Origin of the sequence: Thermococcus nautili, from assembly GCF_000585495.1 — an archaeon.
Taxonomy (GTDB): Archaea; Methanobacteriota_B; Thermococci; order Thermococcales; family Thermococcaceae; genus Thermococcus; species Thermococcus nautili.
This window is the reverse complement of sequence record NZ_CP007264.1, coordinates 1,955,465-1,976,356: the sequence shown is the minus strand read 5'-3', so window position 1 is coordinate 1,976,356 and position 20,892 is coordinate 1,955,465. Positions and strand designations below refer to the sequence as shown.

Genomic DNA, 20,892 nt, shown 5'->3' with positions numbered 1-20,892 from the left:
CTTTTTGGAGGTGAGAGCGTTGGGGATTCTGGACATTGACATTCCTGCGTGGAGTATTGACCTCATCTACGGGAACACTGGCTCGGGGAAGAGCTACTTCGCGGGGTGGCTTGTTGAGCAGGCGTGGGAGAAGGGGAGGAGGTTCCTCATTCTCGATACCAAGGTGAGAAACCATCTCGGCCTGGTGCAGTTGAAGGGTGTCAGGCTCCTCAAGATTAAGGTCGGCACGAGGTACAACTGGCGGAAGCTCCTTGAGTTTGACCAGGTGCTGGTGGTTCCAACCAGGGGAACCATCAACAGGATTGGCGTGGAAGGTCTGGTGGAGCAGTACTACAAGCCTCTTCTTGATGAGATTTTCAGGCGGGATAGGGACCGTATCATTGTGGTGGAAGAGGCTCATCGCTATAACCCGTCCTCAAGGAGGCCGGGGAAGGAGCTGGAGCAGTTGTTCAGGGAGGGAAGGGACGGGAAGCTTTACACGGTCGCTATAACTCAGTCAATCGCGGACTTCCCGAAGCTTCTCTTCCGCCAGGCGCAGAGGCATTTCATCTTCCAGCACTACGTCCCGAACGATGTCATCTACCTGAACAGAATGATTCCTGGCTTTTCGGAGCTGAATGACCAGCTGAGGGAGCATGACCTGATTGAGTTTATCCCGCCGAACAGGACCCGCATTATAAAGAGAGAACTCGTTGTGAGGAGGACGAGGCATTTTGGGTGATGACCTTGGCAAGGCTTTACCTCTACGATGATAAGCGGTCAGTCTTTCACACGGTCCTCGGCTTCGCCTCGGCCTTCCTTCTCATCTATGGCCTGGTGGTGTTCATCAGCTACCTGGTCTATGAGGTCCGCGAGAAGGAAGCACCTATCTCCACAATTGGGGACGTGGTTGAGTTCATCATCGGCTACGTGGCCGGCCTGGCGGTCCTCCTCTGGCTGGCGTTAGGGTTTTATACTTAGGTGAGAACAAGAAGCGAGGGAGCTTGATGGGAGCGACTAAGAGCGAGATTGTAATTGAAGTTCCTAAGGGAATGAGCGTTAGCGAGATTCGGAAGATGGTGAGGGAGATTGTCCTCAGGTACCTTCGCGAGAAGGGTGCGAGCGAGGAGGAGCTGAAAAAGGTGAGGGTTAGGGTGGAGGTGCTTGAGAAGTGAGGGTCAGGGTCAGGGTGTATGGTGGCTCGATTCCGGAGCGGGTTCTTGCGAGAGAATTGAAGCGTGCGCTTGAGATTAAGAAGACGGCGAGCGAGTTGTATGAACTTCTATCGGAGGAGGAGCTCGATGAAATCAAAAGGGAAGTCTCGAAGAAGAGGGTCTCGTTCAGGGACTTCGGGGATATTGATTGATACGAGCGTTCTGATTGACCTCTACAAGGCCAAAAAGCTTGAAGAATACGCAGGCTCGGCAATCTCGATAGTTACTCTCTTTGAGTTCGTTAGAGGAATCCGCACTGAGAGGAAAAGAGTGGCAGTTCTGAAGAGGCTGGAGAAGCTGTTCAAGGTTGAACCCTTGGACAACGTGATAATCCTCACGGCCTCGAAAATATACAGGTACCTGAAGAGAAAAGGAGAGCTAATCGATGACGCTGATATACTCATCGGTGCCACAGCGATAGTTAAAGGCTATACCGTGTGGACCACGAACACTGACCATTTTGAGAGAATGCGGGACTTTGGGGTGAAATTGTACAAACCCCGGAAGAGGTGAGGCCGGTGGGTGTTTACCTCGACCGTGAGGCGCTGGAGATTTTGGACGAAGTGAGAGAAAGCCTGGCGAGACAGCTGGGAGTGAGAAAGGAGAGAATCTCGCGGAGCATGGCGGTCAAATACCTCTACCACCTGAGCAAGCCTTTCAACTCTCAGGCCTCATTGCAACGCCAGCAGTAGTCCTTTTTAATTCTCTTTAGAGTCTTATTGCAACGGTTGTGGATATATGAACATAAACGCCGAGCGACCTTGTTTCAATTCTCTTAGAGTCTTATTGCAACAGGCCTCATTCTGTTGTTGGCGGAGGTTCGTTATAAAAGTTGCGATTGCGGGAGTTTTCTCCAGATTTCTGCCGTTTTCTCCTCTTTTCTGGTTCAGTGCTTAAATAGGGGTTTGTTCTATTCTATGCCGAGGCCTTACGGCCTCAAAGCGAGAGCTTGAGAGGTGAGGCGAGATGGATTGGAAGGAAATCTTTACCGGCGACTTCCTCGTGAACATGCTGAGCGTCCTCGTGGCGCTGTACGTCTGGGAGAAATTCATTAAGAAGAGGGTCTGAAGGCGAGGCAGTAAAATCAGGAGGTGAGACGAGTGTATAAGGTGAAGGAGACCCTGGATGATGTTCTTACCCTTCAGGTGAAGTCCATTGACCTTCCGCGCAACGGAGTCATCGACTCGATAGCGCTTCTAGCTAAAATCACCCTCAGCAATTCCGGCAGTTCTGACGCGACCGTGAAGATGGAGGATGTTCTCAAGGCCATCAACGAGATAAGGGTTGTCTCTAACGGAAACGTCGTTCACTACGCGCTTAGGGGAACTGACATCGCTTATCTCAACATCTACGACACGCACGGGAAGGCGCTCAGCCTCGACGACACGGTCACCGTCCCGGCGAACGAGACGAAGGACGTCAGATTCCTCATCATGCTTGACGCCGGCCAGATTCACGCGCTTATCAAGGACCAGCTTCAGATAAGGGTTGATTGGAACACGAACGTGGCCGAGAACGTTTCAGTGAACGACGCCTCGATAAAGGTCACCCTCGATAAGGAGGTTTATGAAAGCGCTGAAGAGTACGTCATGACCTATTCAGCAGGCGAATATGGCGAGGTCTTCATTGAGGAGCCGAAGGTCTATGCAATTGAGAAGAGCTTCAACGCGCTCGGCGAGCTGACTGAGGTCTTCGAGCTTCCAGTCGGCTCGGTCCTCAAGCGTGCACTCCTCGTGTTCTATGACGACACCGGCGCACGTGCTGATATAGTTGACAAGTACGCGCTCGTTAGGACCAGGCCGGCACGCATACAGCTTTACAAGATTGACTACGAGACCAGCCGTGAGCTTGACAAGGTTCAGTACAAGCTTCCGAGCGTTCCGACTGGCATGACTATGTTCGACTACGACAAGGAGGTCGTGTTCGGAGGCCTTGACCTCCGCGAGGAAGCCTCTGGAACCTTCAAGATTGCGCTTAAGACGACCAACAGCGGTAAGCTTCGCTACATAAGCCACGAGGTCGTTCCTCAGGCCATCAGAGTCTGACCTCTTTTCCTTTCCTTGAATCAGCTGGTGAAATCAGAGGCTAAAATCAGTTCTCAGGGGTGGTTAAATTGGTCGTGACTCGGATTTACAGACCGAGTGACTTGGAGGCTGTGAAGAAGAAGGAAGAGATAAAGAAACGGCTTGGTGTGCCTTCTGACCCTAAGAAGTGGAGCCACAATGATATGATGAAAGTTGACCGCTACTTCAGGAGTATTGGCTGGGATATGAGCATGAGCGGATGCAATCCGTCCAGCTTTTTCTGGAACAAGGACCCTATAACGAACAAGGCGCTTTGCATGCTGTACAATGAGCTAATGATTGCGAGAGCAGGCGAATCGCTTCGCTCTGCAAAAAGAGACCTGGCTCGCTTTGGAAGCGTTTACCAAAGGCACTACGAGGAGGTTAAGAGAAAGGTGCAGAGCAGGACCGCTCACCTCGCTAAATACAACCAGGTCGTCAAGGTCGAGGTAGAGAAGAACACGGGAGTGAAAACCGTCCCGAGGTCACAGCCTAAGCCTTCTGTTGTGATGAAACCGGTTGCTAAGAAGGTACAGTCGAAGCCTGTGCTGAGGTCCTCTTCTGTTCCCACGACCGTTCACGCGATGGTTGAGCAGCAGAGCCAGCCTGAACAGAAAAAGACCCTCCCGAGCTGGGTAATCCCAGTTGGAGTTCTTGTGGGACTCTACATAATCGGCAGGAGGCGGTGAGATGAACGTAGTTGTTTCAAAGGACTATGGCAGGCTGGCCGAAATAGCGCTGTACTTCATTGCCTTCATCACGATAATCTACGCACTCTACAAGCTCTTCGGACTCTTCAAAGACTTTGGAGGGAACATTGAGAAGAAACTAAACGAGCTGAAGAACACACTCGGAAACCTCGACCTCAATCCATCCGATGCACCGGAGAAGTTCAAAGAAACAGGGAAGGACATAGTGACCATAATAACTGGAACTCTCACCGGCAAGCAGAACACACCGGAGTATAACGACGCAATGGCGCACCTCCACTACGGTGGCCACGAGTGGGAGCCTGGAAGTGGCAAAGTTGACAAGGCGGGTAACATACACAAGTACGGCCACGTAGTCAAGCCAGGCAAAACGAAAGTCTTCCACGGTGGAACCTACACCGAAACGGTAGTGAACAATATGGTCAAGTGCCAGTACGCTGGCGGGGAGGTTCTCACGAAGGAAGACTGTCTCGCGAGAAAGTACGGTTTCATGACCTACGCACAGTTCAACGCCTGGCTGGAGGGGATAAAGTCGGCGCTCAAGGCCGAGGGAAAGGACCCGAGCAGGATGAGCCTCGACCAGATTGTGAAGTACGGCAGGGAGCTCGAGAAGAAGAAAGAGGAGTGGAAGAAGCAAAACCCGGACAAGGCAACGCCAGTTCTTGATGCTTACAATTCAGGCGCTCCCCCAGGAGCAAAGCCACTACCTCTTCCAGAAGCTGATAGATTAAACAGGATTCTGTTCCCTGACCATCAGCGCAAGTTCACTCCAGTGATTGGAGGCTCCCTACCTGCGAGGGGTCTTCTCCCGGTAGATAATGGCATGTGTATTGACATAAAGCACGGAGGTAAACTCGTACCATGTCCTCCAGTACCTAACCCGAGGTACATACTACTACCCAAACCAAAACTCCCACCCGAGAAGCATATACTACCTGTTCCGATGCCACGTCGTATTATAATGCTGTGAGGTGAGAACATGAAGCTTGACCGCGAGACCATTTTCCAAGGCCTTATTCTTTTCCTCCTTTGGATGGCTTTCCAGATTGAGTTCAAGAAGTTCATTGAGCGGGTGAGGTGAGATGACTCCCGAAGAGCTCGCCGTGTTTAGTGCCATAGTTACTCCCGTCGTCACCGCGTTCCTTACATCCTACGCCACGGCAAAGGCAAACGAGCGGGTTCTGAGGAACATTATGGACCGTGTGGATGAGCTTGAGAACCGCATCTTCAACCACGAGAAGAGAATCGCGAGGCTTGAAGGAAGGGAGGCAGGAGCATGAGCAGGAGTAACATCTACCTCGGCAGGCGCGTGAAGGACACGGGGAAGAAAGGCCTTGATAACCTCCGCGAGGTTCGAGACATCTGCAAGGCCATTCTCGCTGACTTCAAGCGCGGGAGAATTCCCTACAGAACAGCGATGAGGCGCCTGGTCTTCCTCCGCACGACCGTCATCAAGCGGAGCGAGAAGCTGGTCGGAAAGAAGAGGAAGGCCTACGCGATTGTGAGGAAGTATGAGGAGAAGCTGAGGGGGATGAGGAAATGACCGGCGTGAACCTCATCGACTTCACCATGCCATCGGCCGTGCCGGCTTCGGCTGGTGGGGGAGTCAGAAACGTGGGTGGAATGAGGCTCATTCTACCAAAGAAGGCGGAGGCAGAAGAGAAGAAGCCGGCTGAGGAGGCTAAGAAGAAGGTGAACTGGAAACTTATACTCCTCCTTCTGTTCGCGTGGGTGATGCTGTTTAAGATTGCGACCTGGTACATGAGGAGGTATGGAAAGTGAGCGAGATGAAGGTTAATGCCTATTTCGAGCCAGCTGATAACACCGTCATCGAGCTGACCGACAGCGAGAGGAACCAGACCGTTGATTTTGGCAGTCCAAGCCACATCACGGCCATAAGCGTCAGCCACGGAAACGACGATTACGTCATAGTCAAGGTGAGGAAGTTCGATGACACCAAACCCTTCTGGAGCGCGAAGTTCTACAAGGGTCTGAACGGCCAGGTATTTATCCAGCCGATTCCCAGGAACCCGGTTCGGAAGGTCGTGGTCGAGGTCGAGCCGGGAGGCTCGCTGACTTCTATATCTGACAGTGTTCTCGTGAATATAAGCTACATCCAGGGGTGAGAGCGTGCTGTTGAAAGGGGTTGGGGGAGGAGTAATTTCCCCATTTAAAGTGCGATTCATTGGGAACAGGTTTCACTCTGACGTGCAGTCCCAGAAGGTCTTGAGAGCATTCCACATAAATGCTGACGTTCAGAGCCAGCGTGTTCTCAGAGCTCTCAGGGTAAATGCAGATATTCATAGTCAGAAGATGATTCCGCATGCTTTCCGCGTCCAAACTGGAATAAGCTTTAGTGCGTGAGGAGGTGGTGTGAATGCCGAGTTCAACCTCAGATTTTACGGTCGCTGTGAATGACGTGCTGTATGTTGACAGGTGGGGAATTTCAACGCTATCTGACTTCACAACGACTGTGAACATCCAGGTGTGGAATCAGTCCCCTCAGCCAATCTATGTGAAAGCCGTGATTAATGATTCAAATGGGAACTGGAAATTCGATGACGGCACAACCGCAAAACAGTTAGGGGAAGTCAGAGGGTTTGATTATGCCAACTTCAAGGCGACACTCAAAAGAGCTGTTCCAAGCTCGGACATTGAGGACGAACAGTTCACAATAACTTTTGAGTTCTACAAAGACAGTTCCTACTCTCAGAAAGTTGACCAAATCAGCAAGACCATCAAGACCAATATTATCGACTTCCATGCTTCACCATCAGGATGGACTGTATCAATCAATGATTTTGATGATGGAAAGGATGGAGGATGGAGCGGAGACTTCAGCGTTAGCAATACTGCAAGCGTTAAATCAAATGGATATTCAATGTATTATTATCTATCGGGGACAACTGCAACTAAGCTCCCGTACATCTCAAAAAGCATCAGCGTCCCATCCGGAGTCTCAAAAGCGACTCTAATCTTTTACTACGGAGCGCACCTGTTCTCTGGATGGAATGGCCACTATGCGAGATTGAATTACGTGAGAGTTTACATTAATGGAGTAAAAGTGTACGAGGACCACATCGATGCCAAAGTTGATTACGACCCAACCCACAAGTACATTGGATGGAACCAAGTTGGAATTGACTTAACCCCGTATGCTGGACAGGATATCACAATCAAAATCGAGTTTGAAGAGAAACTTGACTATAGTTCAGTAATGTACATAAAAACAGCTGTTGACGAAATTATCTTCGCAACAAAACAGTGAAAAGAGAAAACCTAAAGCTCCAGAATCCCCAGCTCCTCTTTCAATTTGTCCACCATGTAATAATAGATTCTCACGGCGTTTTTGACGTTCCAGCGGTAGTTCCTGCCACCCACGTTTTTGGGAGCGCGTCCCTGGAGGAACTCAATGAGGTGCCAGGTATCAGCAGGAGGGTTTGGAACCGTGCTCATCACATTGTCGTTCATGAAGTTCTGCCAGAACTTTCTCAGCAAGGCCAGGTCCTTAACCTCCTTGGAATCCCTGAACAGCTTATGCTTATCAGAGTTGTCCGCAGTGAGTTTGTACCCAGTGCTCCTGAACCACTCCAGCTCGGGAACGAGCTCAGCGGGAAAGACCGCGACATAGCCACGCTTCGTCTGACTCCTCCTCGTCTTAATCTTCACCCGCTCCATATCATAGACCGCTATCTTCTCCTTGTATTCCTCAGGAAGGCCAAAGGCCTTGAATGTCTCGTCAATAACCCTCGGGTCGAACTGGTTCATCAGCTCGCGGACCTCGTCTCCCCTGAGACCTGTAAAGGCGAGAAGCTTGAGGTAAAGCTTGCGCGCTCTGAGAATCGTCTCGTTCTTCCCCTTGAGCTGGTTGAACATCTCACGAATGTCCTCAACCGTTATGACCTTCGCGGATTCAGCGCGAGCGTTGGTCTTAACGTTCGGAATCACGGCCTTGAAGTCAATGGCCTCACTCTTCCTCAGCTTTCCGGTATCCACAAGGAAGTTAATGTAGCTCCTCAACGCCATGTAGGCATGCCTATTGGGAAAGCCTCCCCTGGTGGGAGGGATAGCTTCTACAATGCGCCGGAGGTCCTCTGGAGTATTGGCTTTCTTTCCCCAGAGGTACTTGTCAAGCAGAGAAATGTATTTGTCGGCCATGCTTGGCGTGCGCCGTTTCACCCATTCGATGTATTTCTGTCTATCACGACCATAGTGGATTTTGGCCGTTGAGTCTATCAAAGCCTTTCCTGTAAAAACGTTATCGGCGCTCGGCTCTTCTTTGTTGTCGTTCTGACGGGAGAGGCCTTCATTCGGGGAAAAAAGAGCATCTTGAGTCCACCGCCTTTGACCAGGCTCGGCAACCCCCGCGCTCGCGGGACTCCCGAAGAAGTGAAAAAGGGCTGAGTTTATAAACCTTGCTTCAGCGCTCCATCCTCAACACCCTGGAGAAGTCTGGAGAAACCACCACAAAGTTAATCTATCTTCCCACAAACCATAAAACGGTGAGAGCATGGCGGTAAAAGCCGTTGATAGGCGAGTCTTCGAGTCGGTAATTGACGGCCTCGCCAAGGCCACAAAAGAAAAGCCAGAGGATATTGTCTGGTTCTTCCAGGTGAGAGAGTTAATGAACGAGATGGACAAACCCATGAGCGACGAAAAGGCCTGGGAAATAATCTTGAAAGACAAGAGAACCGCAAACTTAAGCACCATGGAGCTTCTTGAACTCGCGAGAGAGGAGCTTAAGAAGTTTCACCGCATCGAGGGGAAGCTGAAAAAGCTCGGAGTGATTTGAATGGCTCGGCTCAAGGTTGTCCTCGACACATCAATTCTAATCAGCGCTCTTAAGACCAAAGACCCTTCTCGAAGTCCTGCCATTAGGATTCTTGAGCTTCTCAAGGAATCAACACTCCAGAACTATGGTTCCAAGGAGACCCTGCAGGAGATGAAGGAAACCCTTGCAGTCATTGGACTCCTTATTGGGAAGCCGGAGAAGGCCAGGGCCATTTACAACCTCGTTCAAAACCACACCAAGAAGGTTTCTCCCCGCGTGAAGTTTGAAGGTGACCCCAGGATAGTTAATGCCGTAGGTCACCTCGACGATGTTAAGTTCCTCAATGTGGTTTACGCTTCCAAAGCTCGCTACCTCATCAGCATGAACACAGCACACTTAGTTAAGCTGAGGAACGAAAAGACGCTCAGGTTCCAGCTCAAGAGGCATTGGTTCTACATCCTCACCGCCGGAGAGTTCCTGAAGCACATTAGGGAGAAATATGGAGCTGAAAAGTAAAGAATCCTTCTTTCTCAGCGCTCCATCCTCTTGACCCCGTCCTTCGTGCCGACGAGGACGAGGTCTGCTATGTCCGCGAAGATTCCGTTCTCGACGACGCCTGGAATGTTGTTGAGCTCTATCTCAAGGTCAAGCGGGTCCTCTATGCGGTGGAACTTGGCGTCGAGTATGAAGTTGCCGTTGTCCGTAACGACGGGCCCGTCCTTCTTCTCGGCCATCCTCAGCTCGGCGGTGGCGTTGAAGACCTCTATCTCCTCCGCGATTGCGCGCCAAGCGACCGGGATAACCTCTATTGGGACGGGCATCTTCTGGCCGAGCCACTCGACGAGCTTGGTCTCGTCAACGAGGACGACGAACATTCCTGCCCTGTACTCGATGATTTTCTCCATGGTCAACGCGGCACCGCGCCCCTTGATTAGGTTCATCTGCGGGTCAACCTCGTCCGCTCCGTCAACCGCTATGTCTATCGCGTCAACTTCGTCGAGGCTCACAACCGGAACCCCTGCCTCAAGGGCCAAAAGCCTCGCCTGGTATGAGGTCGGGACGCCGTAGACCTCCTCAAGTTCACCCTCCATGATGAGCTTCCCGAGGTAGCGGATGAAGTAGGCGGTTGTAGAGCCGGTACCGAGGCCAATGACCATCTCGTCCTCGATGAGGTTGAGGGCCTCTTTGGCAACGGCCTTTTTCATTTCCTCAACGTTCATGAAATCACCCCGTCACGTTGGTCACGTTAAACACGCATTTAATCCCGGCCGTTCCGTTGTGAACGACCTGATAGAGGAGGCTCTGGTTGGAGTAGCAGACCGGCTGGAAGTTGATGGCCACCGAGTAGCTGAGCATCGTGAAGTAGAGCCAGAACAACAGCCAGCCCCAGAAGGCCTTCCTGAGTATCGCCCTCTCGTCCGGAACGTCCGGCGGGAGTTCCTTAATCAGCGCCATGACGAACTTGTCCACGAAGAAGTAGAGCAGGAAGCCGAGTATCCATGCGCTCCTGTTGTAGTAAGCCAGCAGTCCGCTGATTATCCCGGTGATAATGCCCCATATGTAAACCGCGAACGAGAACTTGTACTCTATCTTCACGTCCTCCCACCTAAGGGGCTCTTGTGGGAGAGATTTAAAACGTTATCGAAAAGAGGAAGGGCTCAGCGAGCCCATCACTTGAGCCTTATGGCGTCGAGGTTGTTGGGTGCCCTAGTGGAGATGCCGAACTTCCTGTGGATGCTCGAGCTGAGGTCGAGGCACTTGTGGGCCTCGCCGTGGACGGTGATTATCCTTTCCGGCCTCGGCCTGACGCGGGCGACGTAGCTTATGAGCTCCCTCCTGTCCGCGTGGCCGGAGAAGCCGTCTATCGTGTGGACCTCCATGTTGACCTGAACGACCTCTGTCCTGCCGTCCTCGCCGATGAGCGGTATCTCGCGCAAACCTCTCTGCACCTGCCTTCCAAGGGTTCCCTCGGCCTGGTAGCTGACGAAGATGATGCTGTTCTTCGGGTCTGGGGCGAGCTGTTTGAAGTACTCGACGCTCGGTCCGCCGACGAGCATGCCAGAGGTGGCTATGATTATGGCCGGCTCTCCGGAGTCTATGATGTCCTGCCTCTCGCGCGAGTTGGCGACGCTCTTGAATATCGGGTTGAGGAACGGGTTGTATCCCTCGTGGAATATCTGCTCGCGGAGGCTCTTGCTGAGGTACTCCGGATAGGCGGTGTGGATTGCCGTTGCCTCCCAAATCATTCCGTCGAGGTAAATCGGAACCTCTATCCCTCCGACGCGCGCGTACTCCTCGAGAACCATCATTATCTCCTGGGCCCTACCGACTGCCATCGCCGGAATGAGCACTTTTCCACCGCGCTTGATGGTCTCTCTTATGACCTCTATGAGCTTCTTCTCCGCCTCTTCCCTCGGCATCTGGTAGTCGTTGCTTCCGCCGTAGGTGGACTCCATGACGAGGGTCTCAAGGCGCGGGAACCTGCTCACAGCGGGCTCGAAGAGCCTGGTCGGGATGAACTTGAAGTCTCCGGTTACGGCTATGTTGTGGAGTCCGTTGCCTATGTGGAGGTGAACTATCGCCGAGCCGAGTATGTGACCGGCGTTGTGGAGGGTCAGCCTTATGTCGGGGGCTATATCGCGGACTTCGCCGTAGTCGAGGGTTATGGTGTGCTTTATGACCTCCTTTATGTCCCTTGGCCTGTACAGGGGCTCGACGCCGTTCATGTGCTGAATCTCGATGAAGTCCTGCTGGAGGAGCGTCATCAAGTCCCTCGTCGGCGGGGTCGTGTAAATCGGCCCGTCGAAGAGCTTGTAGCGGAAGAGGTACGGCAACATTCCGCTGTGGTCGAGGTGGGCGTGGGTGATGATGATTGCATCGAGAAGGCCCTCGTCGAGGACGTAGCGGAACTCCGGGGCGTCAAAGTGCGGAAACGCTTTGAGCGGGTCCCTCATCGCGGCTATGTTCACGCCGAAGTCAACGAGGACGTAGCTCTCATCCGTCTGGACGAGGAGCGCGCTCCTTCCGACCTCGCGGAAGCCTCCGAGGCCGGTAATCCTAATCCACCTGCTCTTGTACTCGGACTTGCGGTAGATGTTCCTGCCGACCTGCCTGAGGAACTTCCTCCTGTCCTTGCTCTCGGTCTGGAGAATCTGCCTTATCGAGTAAATCGTCTGGCTCTGGAGCGGAGGAGTCCTGACAACCCTCGGCGCCCAGTGAACTTTCTGAGTAATCAGGCGAAGCGTCTCGCCGTTCTTTCCGATGACGAGGCCGGGCTTCTTGGCCTCTATGAGAACCTCGCCGACGGAGGGGTCGAAGCTTATGTTCGTTATCTCGGCCTCCTTCGGGACGAGCTCCTTAATCATCTCCTCGGCCTTCTCGGGCGGAATCAGGATGTCCGGGTCGGGGCGGACGCTTATCCTCTTCTTCAGAACCTTCGCGAGGTTCCTGATGAGGTCGCCGTCCTTCATTATCGCCTCCGGGTTCTTGGTGTATATGACGAGCTCCGGCCCCTCGAACTCGACGTCGGTTATCCTCGCGTTCGGCGGAACCATCTGGGCTATGACCTCGCGAATCTCCTTGAGTATCTCGTCAACGTAGGTTTCCCTCCGAATCAACGCCACCACCTCAGAACAGCGCTTTGAGCTCCTCCTCGCTCCACTCGCGGTAGCCGTCCTCCGTTACCGTCACGAGTGTAACCCCACCCCCGGTGAAAACGTCCCTGCGGGTGGAAGCCTTTATCGCCTTCAGGGCGAGCCTTATTCCATCCTCCAGTGAGAGGTCATCGCGGTAGTTCTCCTCAAGGATTGAGAAGGCGAACTCCATTCCGGAACCGGCGGCGGTGAACTTATCCTCGGTGACGCCACCGGCCATGTCTATCGAGTAGAGGCCCGGCTTCTCATCGTAGCCGGCTATGAGAAACCAGCCGAAGTATGGCATGAAGCGGTTTCCGTGCAGGATGTTCGACGTAAGGGTTGCAAGGGCTCTGACGCTCATCTCCCTGCCGACCCTCGCGCGGTAGAGCTTTGCCTCGGCTCTTAGAAGTCTGACGAGGCTCAGTATATCGCCAACGCTCCCAGCTCCTGCCAGGGCGAGGTGCTCGTCTATCTGGAAGACCTTCGTGACGCCCTCAGAAAGCACCATGTTGCCGAGCGATGCCCTTCTGTCTGCCGCTAAAACTACACCGTCCTTGCAAACTACGCCGACGGTAGTGGTTCCCTTTAGGTTCTCAGTCAACTACAACACCCCTGGAGTTGGTTTTTAGAATAGAAGAACCTCTGAACCCCGCTTAGAGAAAGAGTATTTAAAGGTTTCGCCCCACTCCCTTGGGTGGTTGTCATGGCAAAGGAGGTAATCCTTCTAACCGGCCCGCCCCTCAACGGGCGCGACGAATACCTGAGCGAGGCCCTTGAAAAGGCCAACGGGGAGAGCTACGCCTACTACCACGTCTTCGAATACCTCCGCGAGGTCGGAAAGGAGAGGGGGGTTAAGATAACCCGCAAGAACGTCCTCGACTTCGCAATAAACCACCAGGACTTGATGAACGAGATTCGCGACGAGGCCTTCGAGAGAATAAGGCGGGAGATAGACGAGAGCGACAAAAGGTTCCACCTCGTTTCGACACCGAGCCTCTTCCGCTGGGGGAGCGGGAGCGTTATAGGATTTACCCTCAGCAACCTCAAGCTCCTCAAACCTGACAGGGTCATCATCGTCCTCGACGACGTGCTCTCGGTCAGGAGGAGGATAATCAACGACCCGGAGTGGTTCGAGCGCTTCGGCAACGACCCGAACAACATAAAGCTCACCACACTCGTCATGTGGCGTGAAGATGCCATAAACCACGTGAAGACCCTTGTCCACGAGCTCAAGAAGGAGGGAATAAACGTCCGCTACGTCCTCCAGTTCGGCATAAGGCACCCGCCGGAGGTCTTCCTCGACCTGCTGTTCAGGGAGAAGGAGAAGCCCCTCGTCTACCTCAGCTACCCGATGACCGGCCACGAGGAGGAGTACTACCACCGCGTCAGGGGCTTCTACGACAAACTGAGCGAGCACTTTACCGTTCTCGACCCCGGTGCCCTGGACGACTGGTGGGTCGTCGCTGAATACGACAACCAGGTCGCCAAGAACCCGAACGTGAAGAAAATCAGGATAAAGCACCTCCTCGATGGAAACGAGGTAGACGAGCTTGAGAGGGAGGACATAGAGCAGGCAACGGAGATACTGAGGAGACAGCTCGTTGAGAGGGACTTCAACCTTGTCGATGTCAGCAAAGCAATAGCGGTCTACCACTACGCCGAGGGCGTTTCAGCGGGAGTCGTCAGCGAGATGGCAGAAGCATACAGGACGCTTGCGGCGATATACCTCTACTACCCCTTCAAGAGGCGTCCAAGTCCGTTCATGGAGTTCTACGGCATGCAGAACCCATCGAGGCGGACGATGTTCAGGGACGAGGACGAGATGATAAGGGCGATGGTCGAGGAGAAGGACTACTGGACGAAAGGCTGACCTTCTTTTAGTCTCTTCTTATCCCAGCAAACCTGCTTTCAAGAACCGGCGGGAGAATTGAGAAGGAAAGGAAGGGAGAAGAAATCACTTCTTGACCCATCCGCGCCACTTCATGGCGTCGTAGACCCTCTGGACGGCGACGACGTAGGCGGCGTCACGCATGTTGATGTTCTTCTCCTTGTGGGTGTTGTAGACGTCCCAGAAGGCCTTGGTCATCTTCTTGTCGAGCTTGGCCCTGGTGGTCTCGACGTCCCAGTAGTCGCCGGTTATGTTCTGGACCCACTCGAAGTAGCTGACGGTGACACCACCGGCGTTACAGAGGAAGTCCGGTATGACGAGGACGCCCTTCTCGTAGAGTATCTCGTCGGCCTCCGGGGTGGTCGGACCGTTGGCAAGCTCGGCGACAATCTTGGCCTTAATCTTGTCGGCGTTGTCCTTGGTGATGACTCCCTCGATGGCGCTCGGGGCGAGGACGTCGACCTCGAGCTCAAGGAGCTCCTCGTTGGTGATGTTCTGGGCTCCTGGGAAGTCCTTAACTGAGCCGTGCTCCCTCTTCCACTTGAGAACCTCGTCGGCGTTGAGTCCGTCCGGGTTGTAGATACCGCCCTTGCTGTCGCTGACGGCGACGACCTTCATGCCGTACTCCTCGCTCATTATCTTGGCCATGTAGTAGCCGGCGTTACCGTAGCCCTGGATGGCGATGGTCTTGCCCTTGAGGTCGTCCCATCCGACGGCCTTCGCGGCCTCGCGGACGGTGTAGCTGGCACCCCTCGCGGTGGCGTCCATCCTCGCGACGATACCACCGACTCCGGGTGGCTTACCGGTGATGATTCCGAAGCTCGGAACCTTCCTCCTGCTGATGGCCTCGTACTCGTCCATCATCCAGGCCATAATCTGCGGGTTGGTGTAAACGTCAGGAGCCGGAATGTCGGTGTAGGGGCTGATGATGTCGTAAATGGCCCTTATGTAACCGCGGGCGAGCCTCTCCTTCTCCCTGTCGGAGAGCTCCTTCGGGTTGACGATGATACCACCCTTACCGCCACCGTACGGGAGGTCAACGACGGCGGTCTTCCAGGTCATCCAGGCGGCGAGGGCCTTAACGGTGCTGAGGGTCTCGGCCGGGTGCCACCTTATACCACCCTTGGTCGGACCGCGGGCCCAGTTGTACTGAACGCGGAAACCGGTGAAGACCTTGACAGAACCGTCGTCCATCTCAAGGGGAATGCTAACTTCCAGAATCCTCATGGGCTTCTTGAGGAACTCAAGGGCCTCCTCACTTATGTCCATAAACTGGGCAGCCCTTTCGAGCTGCTTAACGGCCATCTCAAACGGGTCAATCTCGACCATCTCTATCACCTCAGTTTCGGTAATCTGCGAGGTACTCTTAGGCATTTGCATATATAAACCTTTCGGCAAAGAAGGCAGGAGAAGGCTTAGTTTGCAACAAAAAGTTAGCATCTCAAATTTTCGAAGAAATAAAAAGCGCTCCCGAAATTTTTAGCCAAAAAGAGGGATGTGCATCCAAGATTTTATGAACATTGGTGAACATTGAGGTGCAACGGTGAAGAAAAGTTCGAAAGCCCTCAGCGAGAAGTCGGTCATCATCCCGTCAGCTCACTCTCGTTCCAATCATCGGGCGGTGAGGGTAAGGACCGGAGTATATAAAGTTGCCCCGGCCACATTGTTGACACTATGACAATACAAGTCTTAAGTTCTTCGACTATCAATCAAGTACATACCTGTTTGAAACGGCAAAATTGAAAAAATGACGAAGAGCCGATTTCGAGTTATTTTACGGAAGAGTAAATCGTCTTTCGTCGAAAAACGCCCTCAAAAAGCTTTTTATACAATGAAGGTTCTTATACATAGTGCCCCCGAGGTGGGCATTTACCCCTGGTATAATACAGTCTCGACTGGAGGTGGTTAAAAGTGGAGCAGGGAAGGGACCAATGGGCGACCAAGATTGGTTTAATTTTGGCCATGGCAGGAAACGCCGTTGGCCTTGGTAACTTCGTGAGGTTCCCAACCCAGGTCGCCCAGAACGGTGGCGGCGCCTTCATGGTGCCGTATTTCATAGCGCTGTTCTTCCTCGGTATCCCAGTGATGTGGATTGAGTGGGTCGCCGGTCGCTACGGTGGCAAGTATGGACACGGCACCCTAGGACCTACCTACTACCTCATGGCCAGGGAGAGTCTCAAGCCGAGAAGCGCCCTCTGGTGGGGCGTCATAAGCGGTATGCTCGCGTTCTCGCTGACCATACTCCTCAACAGCTACTACCTGCACCTCATCGGCTGGTCGGCGGCGTACTCCTGGTTCAGCATAACCGGAGCCTACTTCGGCAAGAACACCGGTGAGTTCTTCGGCAACTACCTAGCCAACCACACGCAGGTAATGCTCTTCTGGGGCATCACCGTTATACTGCTGGCCATAGCGGTCGGCCAGGGTGTCAGCAAGGGTATCGAGCGCTGGGTCAAGGTCATGATGCCGCTCCTCTACGTCTTCGCCATCATAATGGTCGGCTACGTCTTCGTCCTTGGCTCGCCGGTTGACCCCAACTGGAGCACCATAGACGGATTCAAGTTCATCTGGAGCCCGAACTGGACCTACCTGAAGGAGCACTTCGCGGCGGTCATGCTCGCGGCGACGGGACAGATATTCTTCACACTCTCTCTCGGTATGGGTATCATCCAGAACTACGCGAGCTACCTCGGCCCCAAGGATGACGTTGCCCTCTCAGGTATCGCCACCGTCTCGCTCAACGAGTTCGCGGAAGTCGTTCTCGGTGGTTCAATAGCAATACCGCTCGCGACCGCTTACTTCACCAAGATAGTCTCTCCAGACCTCGTTGCCAAGGCCTTCAAGGACGCTCCAAGCTTCCTCATACAGATGGGAGTTCCCCAAGACATAGCCAAGTCAGGAAACGTTGACACAATCTCCAGCTACCTCAGCCAGCACTGGGGCGAGATTATGCAGTACCTCACCCAGCACAAAGACATAGGCCTCAAGGCAATTGGAAACACCTTCGGACTCGGCTTCTCGTACACCAGCCTGCCCAACGCCTTCGTCAGCATGGGAGACGCGGGAAGGCTCTTCGGTGCACTCTGGTTCCTCCTGCTCTGGTTTGCAGGATTCACCTCAGCGATTGCAATGTACAACTACGTCGTGGCCCTCCTCGAAGAGGACCTCGGCATAAAGAGGAACGTTGGAACTTGGGTCGTTCTGGTGATATACTTCCTTGCTGGACTGCCGGTCATCTACATAAGCGGCTACATGGACCAGGTTGACGCATGGGTGAGCTTCCAGCTGACCCTGCTGGCGCTCTTCGACATCATCGTCGCAGTGTACCTCTTCAAGCCCGACAACTTCTGGAAGGAGCTCCACGAGGGGGCCTGGATGAAGGTTCCCGAGTGGTACAGGCCGATAATCCTCTACATCGCGCCACTGCTCCTCATGATACCGCTCCTCGGAATGGTCAAGAGCCTCATAGGCACGACCCTCGAATGGCCTGCCAGGATTGCAATAATAGTCATGTGGGTCATTGGATTCATCGAGAGCTACTACTCCATCAAGAAGAAGTACGGCGAGGAGCTCGAGAAGAACGAGGTTATCATAAAGGTCTGAGGTGGTGACGATGGGAAGCTGGGTAATCTACATGCTCTTTGCCTGGTTTGTTATTTTTGCCCTCATGTACTGGAGCATTGGAAAGCTCCTCCAGGCCGAGAAGGCACAAGGGTCTTAAGGCCCTTCTTTCTTTTCAACTTTTGGAGGTGTGAACGTGAAGAGCAAGGATATTCTGCTCGACACAGCCGAGGTTCTTGAATCAACCCTCGATAGAATAGACCGTCTCACGGTTCTCACGGAGAAGGAGAAAGAACGCGTGAAGGCTAAGATTAAGGAAGCTGCCGAGAACTTCAGGAGGCTCGCTGAGGAGGTTGAGAAGGACAACGAGGAGCTCGCGGAGTTCTTCTACAAGAAGGCCAAGGAGTTCAAGCTCATGAGCACCGACAAGGCCATAGAGAAGGAGGGCAAGAAGAAGTACCTGAAGCTCGCCGATAGGATACTCCTGTACTCCCGCTCGGCAGAGTACGACTTCAAGCCGGAGATGCTAGCGGAGCTGAAGAAGGTCTACCGGAGGTATCTGTTTGGAATGACCGCTTTCTTCGTGCTCACTGGCTTCTATCTCAACCAGTTCCTCGCAATCACTGCCCTAATCCTCGCGATTCCGATAATCCTCTCCATGCTCTCCCTCCAGAGGAGGGGCTACCTCGGGCTTCTGCTGGCCTACTCGGCGATACCAATACCTGTTATCGTTGGTATGATGGCCCTGAGGTACAGCATATACAATCTGATTACACCGGAAAAAATACAGGAAATAGCGAGCAAATTCGGCAAGAGCCCCAGCTTCGTCCAGGGCTACCTGATATTCTTGATGCTCCTCGCGGCTGTGGAGCTTTACCTCATCGTGAGCGCAATAATAGGCCTCTACAAGCACCGCCACGCCTTCCTCTAAAGCTGCTCCACGAACCTTCTCAACCTTTTTATTGAAATCCCAGTCTTCCTCGCGAGCTCTTCAAGGTTCGCACGGAGAAGGTCCTCGGGTGTGTTTATTCCCGCCTTGTTCAGCTTCGCAAGGGTTTTGGGGCCAATGCCCTTGACGTCTATGAGGCGCTTCAACCGCGGGCGTTTCTTCTCGGCCTTCGGCTTCCTGGGCGTTCCAATCCTCTCGACCCTCTTGGCAAGCCTCGTGTCAGTCCTCCTAGCGAGGGGAACCCTCGGCTTCCTTCTCTTTACGAAGGCGAGCGAACTCGCGTAGAACCTCTCATCGGAACCCTCGAAGACGCTCTCACCGAGCTCGACCTCAGCCTCAACGAACGTTCCCCCCACTTCCTCCGTCCTATCCCGCTCCTCGGGCGGCACCTCGGGGGGCTCCACGTACTCCTCAAGCCCAGGTGGATTGTCGCTGACGTAGTGGGCAACTATCACCGGCCTGAAGGGGTTGTCGCGCTCCTCAAGCTCCTCAAGGAGCGAAACGTCCATCTCGCCGGTCTTGAAGTACCTGACAACCTCGTTGGCGAGCCTGTGGAAGTCCCTAGCGTGAAGCAGAACGCGCCTCTCGGCGTAGGCCTTCGCCTGGCCCGTCGTTATGAGGAACTGCCAGTCGCTCGCCTCAAGGATTAGAAGCTCCCTCGCGAGCTGTTCTATCGCCCTGTCGCCGAGCTTGTCCTTCCCGTAAAAGCGGCTCGCCAGCGCGACCATACGCTCCTCCGCGCGGTAGATTTCCTCCCACGTCCACTCCGTTTCCGGATTCCACCAGGTCGAGTGGTCCGCGTTGGCGCCCCACGAGCCCTCAGGAAGTTCAACCTCAAGCCTCTCCCCGGAGTAGTTCGAGAGGAAGGCCGAAAGCGTCGTCGTTTTGATTCCCCTCCCGGCAAGAAGCTCAAGAACCCTGCCAAGCCACTTAACTCCCTCGTACCACCAGTGGCCGAACAGCTCTGTGTCGTAGGGGGCAACGATTATCCCCTTCTCGCCGGTTTCCTCCTCGAACCTCGCGAGCAGGTCCTCGACGAGGGAAACGAAGTGCCTCGCATGCTCTTCAACCCGCTCAAGGGCCTTCTCGGGGTCGTAGAAGTCTTTCTCGCCCAAATCAACGTCCTTGCCCGTCACGCGCCAGTACTGGTTACCGCTCCGCTCGGCCTTCCTGTGGAACTCCCGGTAATGGAAGTCGCCCGGGTAGCCGTAGTGGGCGCTCCAGACCTGATGGCCCGTCTCGCGGTTTCTGGCAAAGATTGCGACGTTTGACCCCTTGACCCAGTATGGCCTGAGCGTCGCGAGGGAGCCTGTGGGAACCGGGGCGCCGTAGGAGTCGCCCACCGGCCCGTTATCAACGAGGTTGCTCTCGACGAAGAAGTACTCGATTCCAAACTCCTCAAGGAACTTCTCTATTCCCTTCCTCTCAACGGTTCTTCCGCCGGGGAGATGCCATTCTCCACCCGGCCTGTAGGCGCACTCTGAAACCCACATTCCCCGCGGTCTCCTTCCGAAGTGCTTCTCGTAGGTCGCCACTCCGTTGGCTATCTGCGAGCGTATCGACTCCTCCCTCCAGAGGAGGGGAAGGTAGGCGTGTGTCGCGGGGGAGGTTATTATTTCAAGGTAGCCCCCCTCCTGGAGCTCCCGGAACCTGCCGATTACGTCTCCGTTTATGGCCTTCCAGTAGGAGTAAACGCGCTCGAAGTGGCGGAGGGTCTCTTTAACAGGTTTCCCAGGATATTTGCCAGATTCGAGGTCCTCCCTTGTTCTTTCGATTTTCCTCAAGAGGTACTTCTCGAACTCGGCCTTGACGTAGTCGTCGGCCAGCTGTTCCATCAGGACGGGCGTTATGTTCACCACGAGCTGGAAGCGAACGCCCGAGTCCCTCAAACGTTCGAACTCCATGAGCAGGGGCAGGTAGCTCTCGCTCATCGCCTCGTAAAGCCACTCCTCTCCGAAGGGCCACTTGCCGTGTTTCCTGACGTAGGGAAGGTGAGTGTGAAGGACGAAGGTTAGGTAGCCTCTCATGGTATCACCGTTGGTGTTTAAGCTTCATCGTATTTAACCTTATTCGGAACAGACCTGTCACCGTGACCAGTAATGTGCATGGAAAACGTTTTATC

Annotated in this window: 27 protein-coding genes; 20 read left to right on the top strand and 7 right to left on the bottom strand. The window is 53.8% G+C overall.

The window, feature by feature from the left end; translation table 11 throughout:
* Nucleotides 1–19: 19 nt before the first annotated feature.
* From BD01_RS11025 to BD01_RS10960, 15 genes are all read left to right on the top strand, one after another.
* Nucleotides 20–721 (top strand): helicase HerA domain-containing protein, encoded by a 702-nt coding sequence (locus BD01_RS11025; protein WP_042693049.1) that lies wholly within the window; start codon nucleotides 20–22, stop codon nucleotides 719–721.
* Entirely contained in the window at nucleotides 721–960 is a 240-nt protein-coding gene (locus BD01_RS11020; protein ID WP_042693047.1) for a hypothetical protein, read from the top strand. Before BD01_RS11025 ends, BD01_RS11020 begins: the two co-directional genes overlap by 1 nt.
* A 26-nt stretch (nucleotides 961–986) precedes the next feature.
* Nucleotides 987–1,154: a hypothetical protein gene (locus tag BD01_RS11345; protein ID WP_022547022.1), complete on the top strand. Its 168-nt coding sequence runs from the start codon at nucleotides 987–989 to the stop codon at nucleotides 1,152–1,154.
* Nucleotides 1,151–1,345: a hypothetical protein gene (locus BD01_RS11015; protein WP_022547021.1), complete on the top strand. Its 195-nt coding sequence runs from the start codon at nucleotides 1,151–1,153 to the stop codon at nucleotides 1,343–1,345. Before BD01_RS11345 ends, BD01_RS11015 begins: the two co-directional genes overlap by 4 nt.
* A complete protein-coding gene (locus BD01_RS11010; protein ID WP_042693044.1) occupies nucleotides 1,338–1,706 on the top strand; it encodes a type II toxin-antitoxin system VapC family toxin in 369 nt (122 codons plus the stop codon). The genes BD01_RS11015 and BD01_RS11010 overlap by 8 nt, the downstream gene beginning before the upstream one ends.
* Before the next feature lie 5 nt (nucleotides 1,707–1,711).
* The gene (locus BD01_RS11490) at nucleotides 1,712–1,885 is read left to right on the top strand and encodes a hypothetical protein (RefSeq protein WP_022547019.1); all 174 of its coding nucleotides are present in this window, start codon (nucleotides 1,712–1,714) and stop codon (nucleotides 1,883–1,885) included.
* A 408-nt stretch (nucleotides 1,886–2,293) separates the two neighbouring features.
* Nucleotides 2,294–3,238, top strand: a complete 945-nt coding sequence (locus BD01_RS11000; protein ID WP_042693039.1) for a hypothetical protein — start codon at nucleotides 2,294–2,296, stop codon at nucleotides 3,236–3,238.
* 68 nt (nucleotides 3,239–3,306) lie between these two features.
* Complete coding sequence (locus BD01_RS10995; RefSeq protein ID WP_042693037.1) at nucleotides 3,307–3,945, top strand: hypothetical protein; 639 nt, start codon at nucleotides 3,307–3,309, stop codon at nucleotides 3,943–3,945.
* Between the two features lies 1 nt (nucleotide 3,946).
* Entirely contained in the window at nucleotides 3,947–4,936 is a 990-nt protein-coding gene (locus tag BD01_RS10990) for a hypothetical protein (RefSeq protein WP_022547015.1), read from the top strand.
* A gap of 112 nt (nucleotides 4,937–5,048) precedes the next feature.
* The gene (locus BD01_RS10985) at nucleotides 5,049–5,246 is read left to right on the top strand and encodes a hypothetical protein (protein ID WP_022547013.1); all 198 of its coding nucleotides are present in this window, start codon (nucleotides 5,049–5,051) and stop codon (nucleotides 5,244–5,246) included.
* Complete coding sequence (locus BD01_RS10980) at nucleotides 5,243–5,509, top strand: hypothetical protein (RefSeq protein ID WP_022547012.1); 267 nt, start codon at nucleotides 5,243–5,245, stop codon at nucleotides 5,507–5,509. Before BD01_RS10985 ends, BD01_RS10980 begins: the two co-directional genes overlap by 4 nt.
* Nucleotides 5,506–5,748: a hypothetical protein gene (locus tag BD01_RS10975; RefSeq protein ID WP_022547011.1), complete on the top strand. Its 243-nt coding sequence runs from the start codon at nucleotides 5,506–5,508 to the stop codon at nucleotides 5,746–5,748. Before BD01_RS10980 ends, BD01_RS10975 begins: the two co-directional genes overlap by 4 nt.
* 5 nt (nucleotides 5,749–5,753) lie before the next feature.
* Nucleotides 5,754–6,092 carry a hypothetical protein gene (locus BD01_RS10970; RefSeq protein ID WP_245599283.1) on the top strand — a complete coding sequence of 113 codons (339 nt, stop codon included), beginning with the start codon at nucleotides 5,754–5,756 and terminating at the stop codon, nucleotides 6,090–6,092.
* Nucleotides 6,093–6,096: 4 nt separating this feature from the next.
* Complete coding sequence (locus tag BD01_RS10965; RefSeq protein ID WP_022547009.1) at nucleotides 6,097–6,330, top strand: hypothetical protein; 234 nt, start codon at nucleotides 6,097–6,099, stop codon at nucleotides 6,328–6,330.
* A 13-nt stretch (nucleotides 6,331–6,343) separates the two neighbouring features.
* On the top strand, nucleotides 6,344–7,234 hold the full coding sequence (locus BD01_RS10960; RefSeq protein WP_022547008.1) for a hypothetical protein: 891 nt from the start codon (nucleotides 6,344–6,346) through the stop codon (nucleotides 7,232–7,234).
* A gap of 11 nt (nucleotides 7,235–7,245) precedes the next feature.
* Here the strand turns inward: BD01_RS10960 and BD01_RS10955 are convergent, their stop codons facing one another.
* Entirely contained in the window at nucleotides 7,246–8,124 is an 879-nt protein-coding gene (locus BD01_RS10955; protein WP_042693032.1) for an integrase, read from the bottom strand.
* A gap of 352 nt (nucleotides 8,125–8,476) precedes the next feature.
* On the opposite strand from BD01_RS10955, the gene BD01_RS10950 reads away from it, so the two are divergent.
* Nucleotides 8,477–8,758, top strand: a complete 282-nt coding sequence (locus BD01_RS10950) for a hypothetical protein (RefSeq protein ID WP_042693030.1) — start codon at nucleotides 8,477–8,479, stop codon at nucleotides 8,756–8,758.
* A complete protein-coding gene (locus tag BD01_RS10945; protein ID WP_042693026.1) occupies nucleotides 8,759–9,253 on the top strand; it encodes a putative toxin-antitoxin system toxin component, PIN family in 495 nt (164 codons plus the stop codon).
* A gap of 14 nt (nucleotides 9,254–9,267) precedes the next feature.
* Here the strand turns inward: BD01_RS10945 and rpiA are convergent, their stop codons facing one another.
* From rpiA to psmB, 4 genes are all read right to left on the bottom strand, one after another.
* Nucleotides 9,268–9,957 (bottom strand): ribose-5-phosphate isomerase RpiA, encoded by a 690-nt coding sequence (gene rpiA / locus BD01_RS10940; protein ID WP_042693025.1) that lies wholly within the window; start codon nucleotides 9,955–9,957, stop codon nucleotides 9,268–9,270.
* 4 nt (nucleotides 9,958–9,961) lie between these two features.
* Nucleotides 9,962–10,333: a hypothetical protein gene (locus tag BD01_RS10935; RefSeq protein WP_042693023.1), complete on the bottom strand. Its 372-nt coding sequence runs from the start codon at nucleotides 10,331–10,333 to the stop codon at nucleotides 9,962–9,964.
* Between the two features lie 74 nt (nucleotides 10,334–10,407).
* Nucleotides 10,408–12,354 (bottom strand): beta-CASP ribonuclease aCPSF1, encoded by a 1,947-nt coding sequence (locus BD01_RS10930; protein ID WP_042693022.1) that lies wholly within the window; start codon nucleotides 12,352–12,354, stop codon nucleotides 10,408–10,410.
* A gap of 10 nt (nucleotides 12,355–12,364) precedes the next feature.
* Nucleotides 12,365–12,973: an archaeal proteasome endopeptidase complex subunit beta gene (psmB, locus tag BD01_RS10925; protein WP_042693020.1), complete on the bottom strand. Its 609-nt coding sequence runs from the start codon at nucleotides 12,971–12,973 to the stop codon at nucleotides 12,365–12,367.
* A gap of 102 nt (nucleotides 12,974–13,075) precedes the next feature.
* On the opposite strand from psmB, the gene BD01_RS10920 reads away from it, so the two are divergent.
* Nucleotides 13,076–14,242 (top strand): P-loop NTPase family protein, encoded by a 1,167-nt coding sequence (locus BD01_RS10920; RefSeq protein ID WP_042693017.1) that lies wholly within the window; start codon nucleotides 13,076–13,078, stop codon nucleotides 14,240–14,242.
* Between the two features lie 84 nt (nucleotides 14,243–14,326).
* Here BD01_RS10920 and gdhA read toward each other — a convergent pair whose 3' ends face one another.
* On the bottom strand, nucleotides 14,327–15,589 hold the full coding sequence (gene gdhA, locus BD01_RS10915) for a glutamate dehydrogenase (RefSeq protein WP_042693015.1): 1,263 nt from the start codon (nucleotides 15,587–15,589) through the stop codon (nucleotides 14,327–14,329).
* Nucleotides 15,590–16,171: 582 nt separating this feature from the next.
* Between gdhA and BD01_RS10910 the strand changes: the two genes are divergently transcribed.
* Both BD01_RS10910 and BD01_RS10905 read left to right on the top strand, forming a co-directional pair.
* Nucleotides 16,172–17,863: an SLC5/6 family protein gene (locus BD01_RS10910; RefSeq protein ID WP_042693013.1), complete on the top strand. Its 1,692-nt coding sequence runs from the start codon at nucleotides 16,172–16,174 to the stop codon at nucleotides 17,861–17,863.
* A 154-nt stretch (nucleotides 17,864–18,017) separates the two neighbouring features.
* The gene (locus BD01_RS10905; RefSeq protein ID WP_042693011.1) at nucleotides 18,018–18,752 is read left to right on the top strand and encodes a hypothetical protein; all 735 of its coding nucleotides are present in this window, start codon (nucleotides 18,018–18,020) and stop codon (nucleotides 18,750–18,752) included.
* Here the strand turns inward: BD01_RS10905 and BD01_RS10900 are convergent.
* Nucleotides 18,749–20,797, bottom strand: coding sequence for a 1,4-alpha-glucan branching protein (locus BD01_RS10900; RefSeq protein ID WP_042693010.1), 2,049 nt, complete (start codon nucleotides 20,795–20,797; stop codon nucleotides 18,749–18,751). The two genes, BD01_RS10905 and BD01_RS10900, sit on opposite strands and share 4 nt — an antisense overlap.
* Between the last annotated feature and the right edge of the window lie 95 nt (nucleotides 20,798–20,892).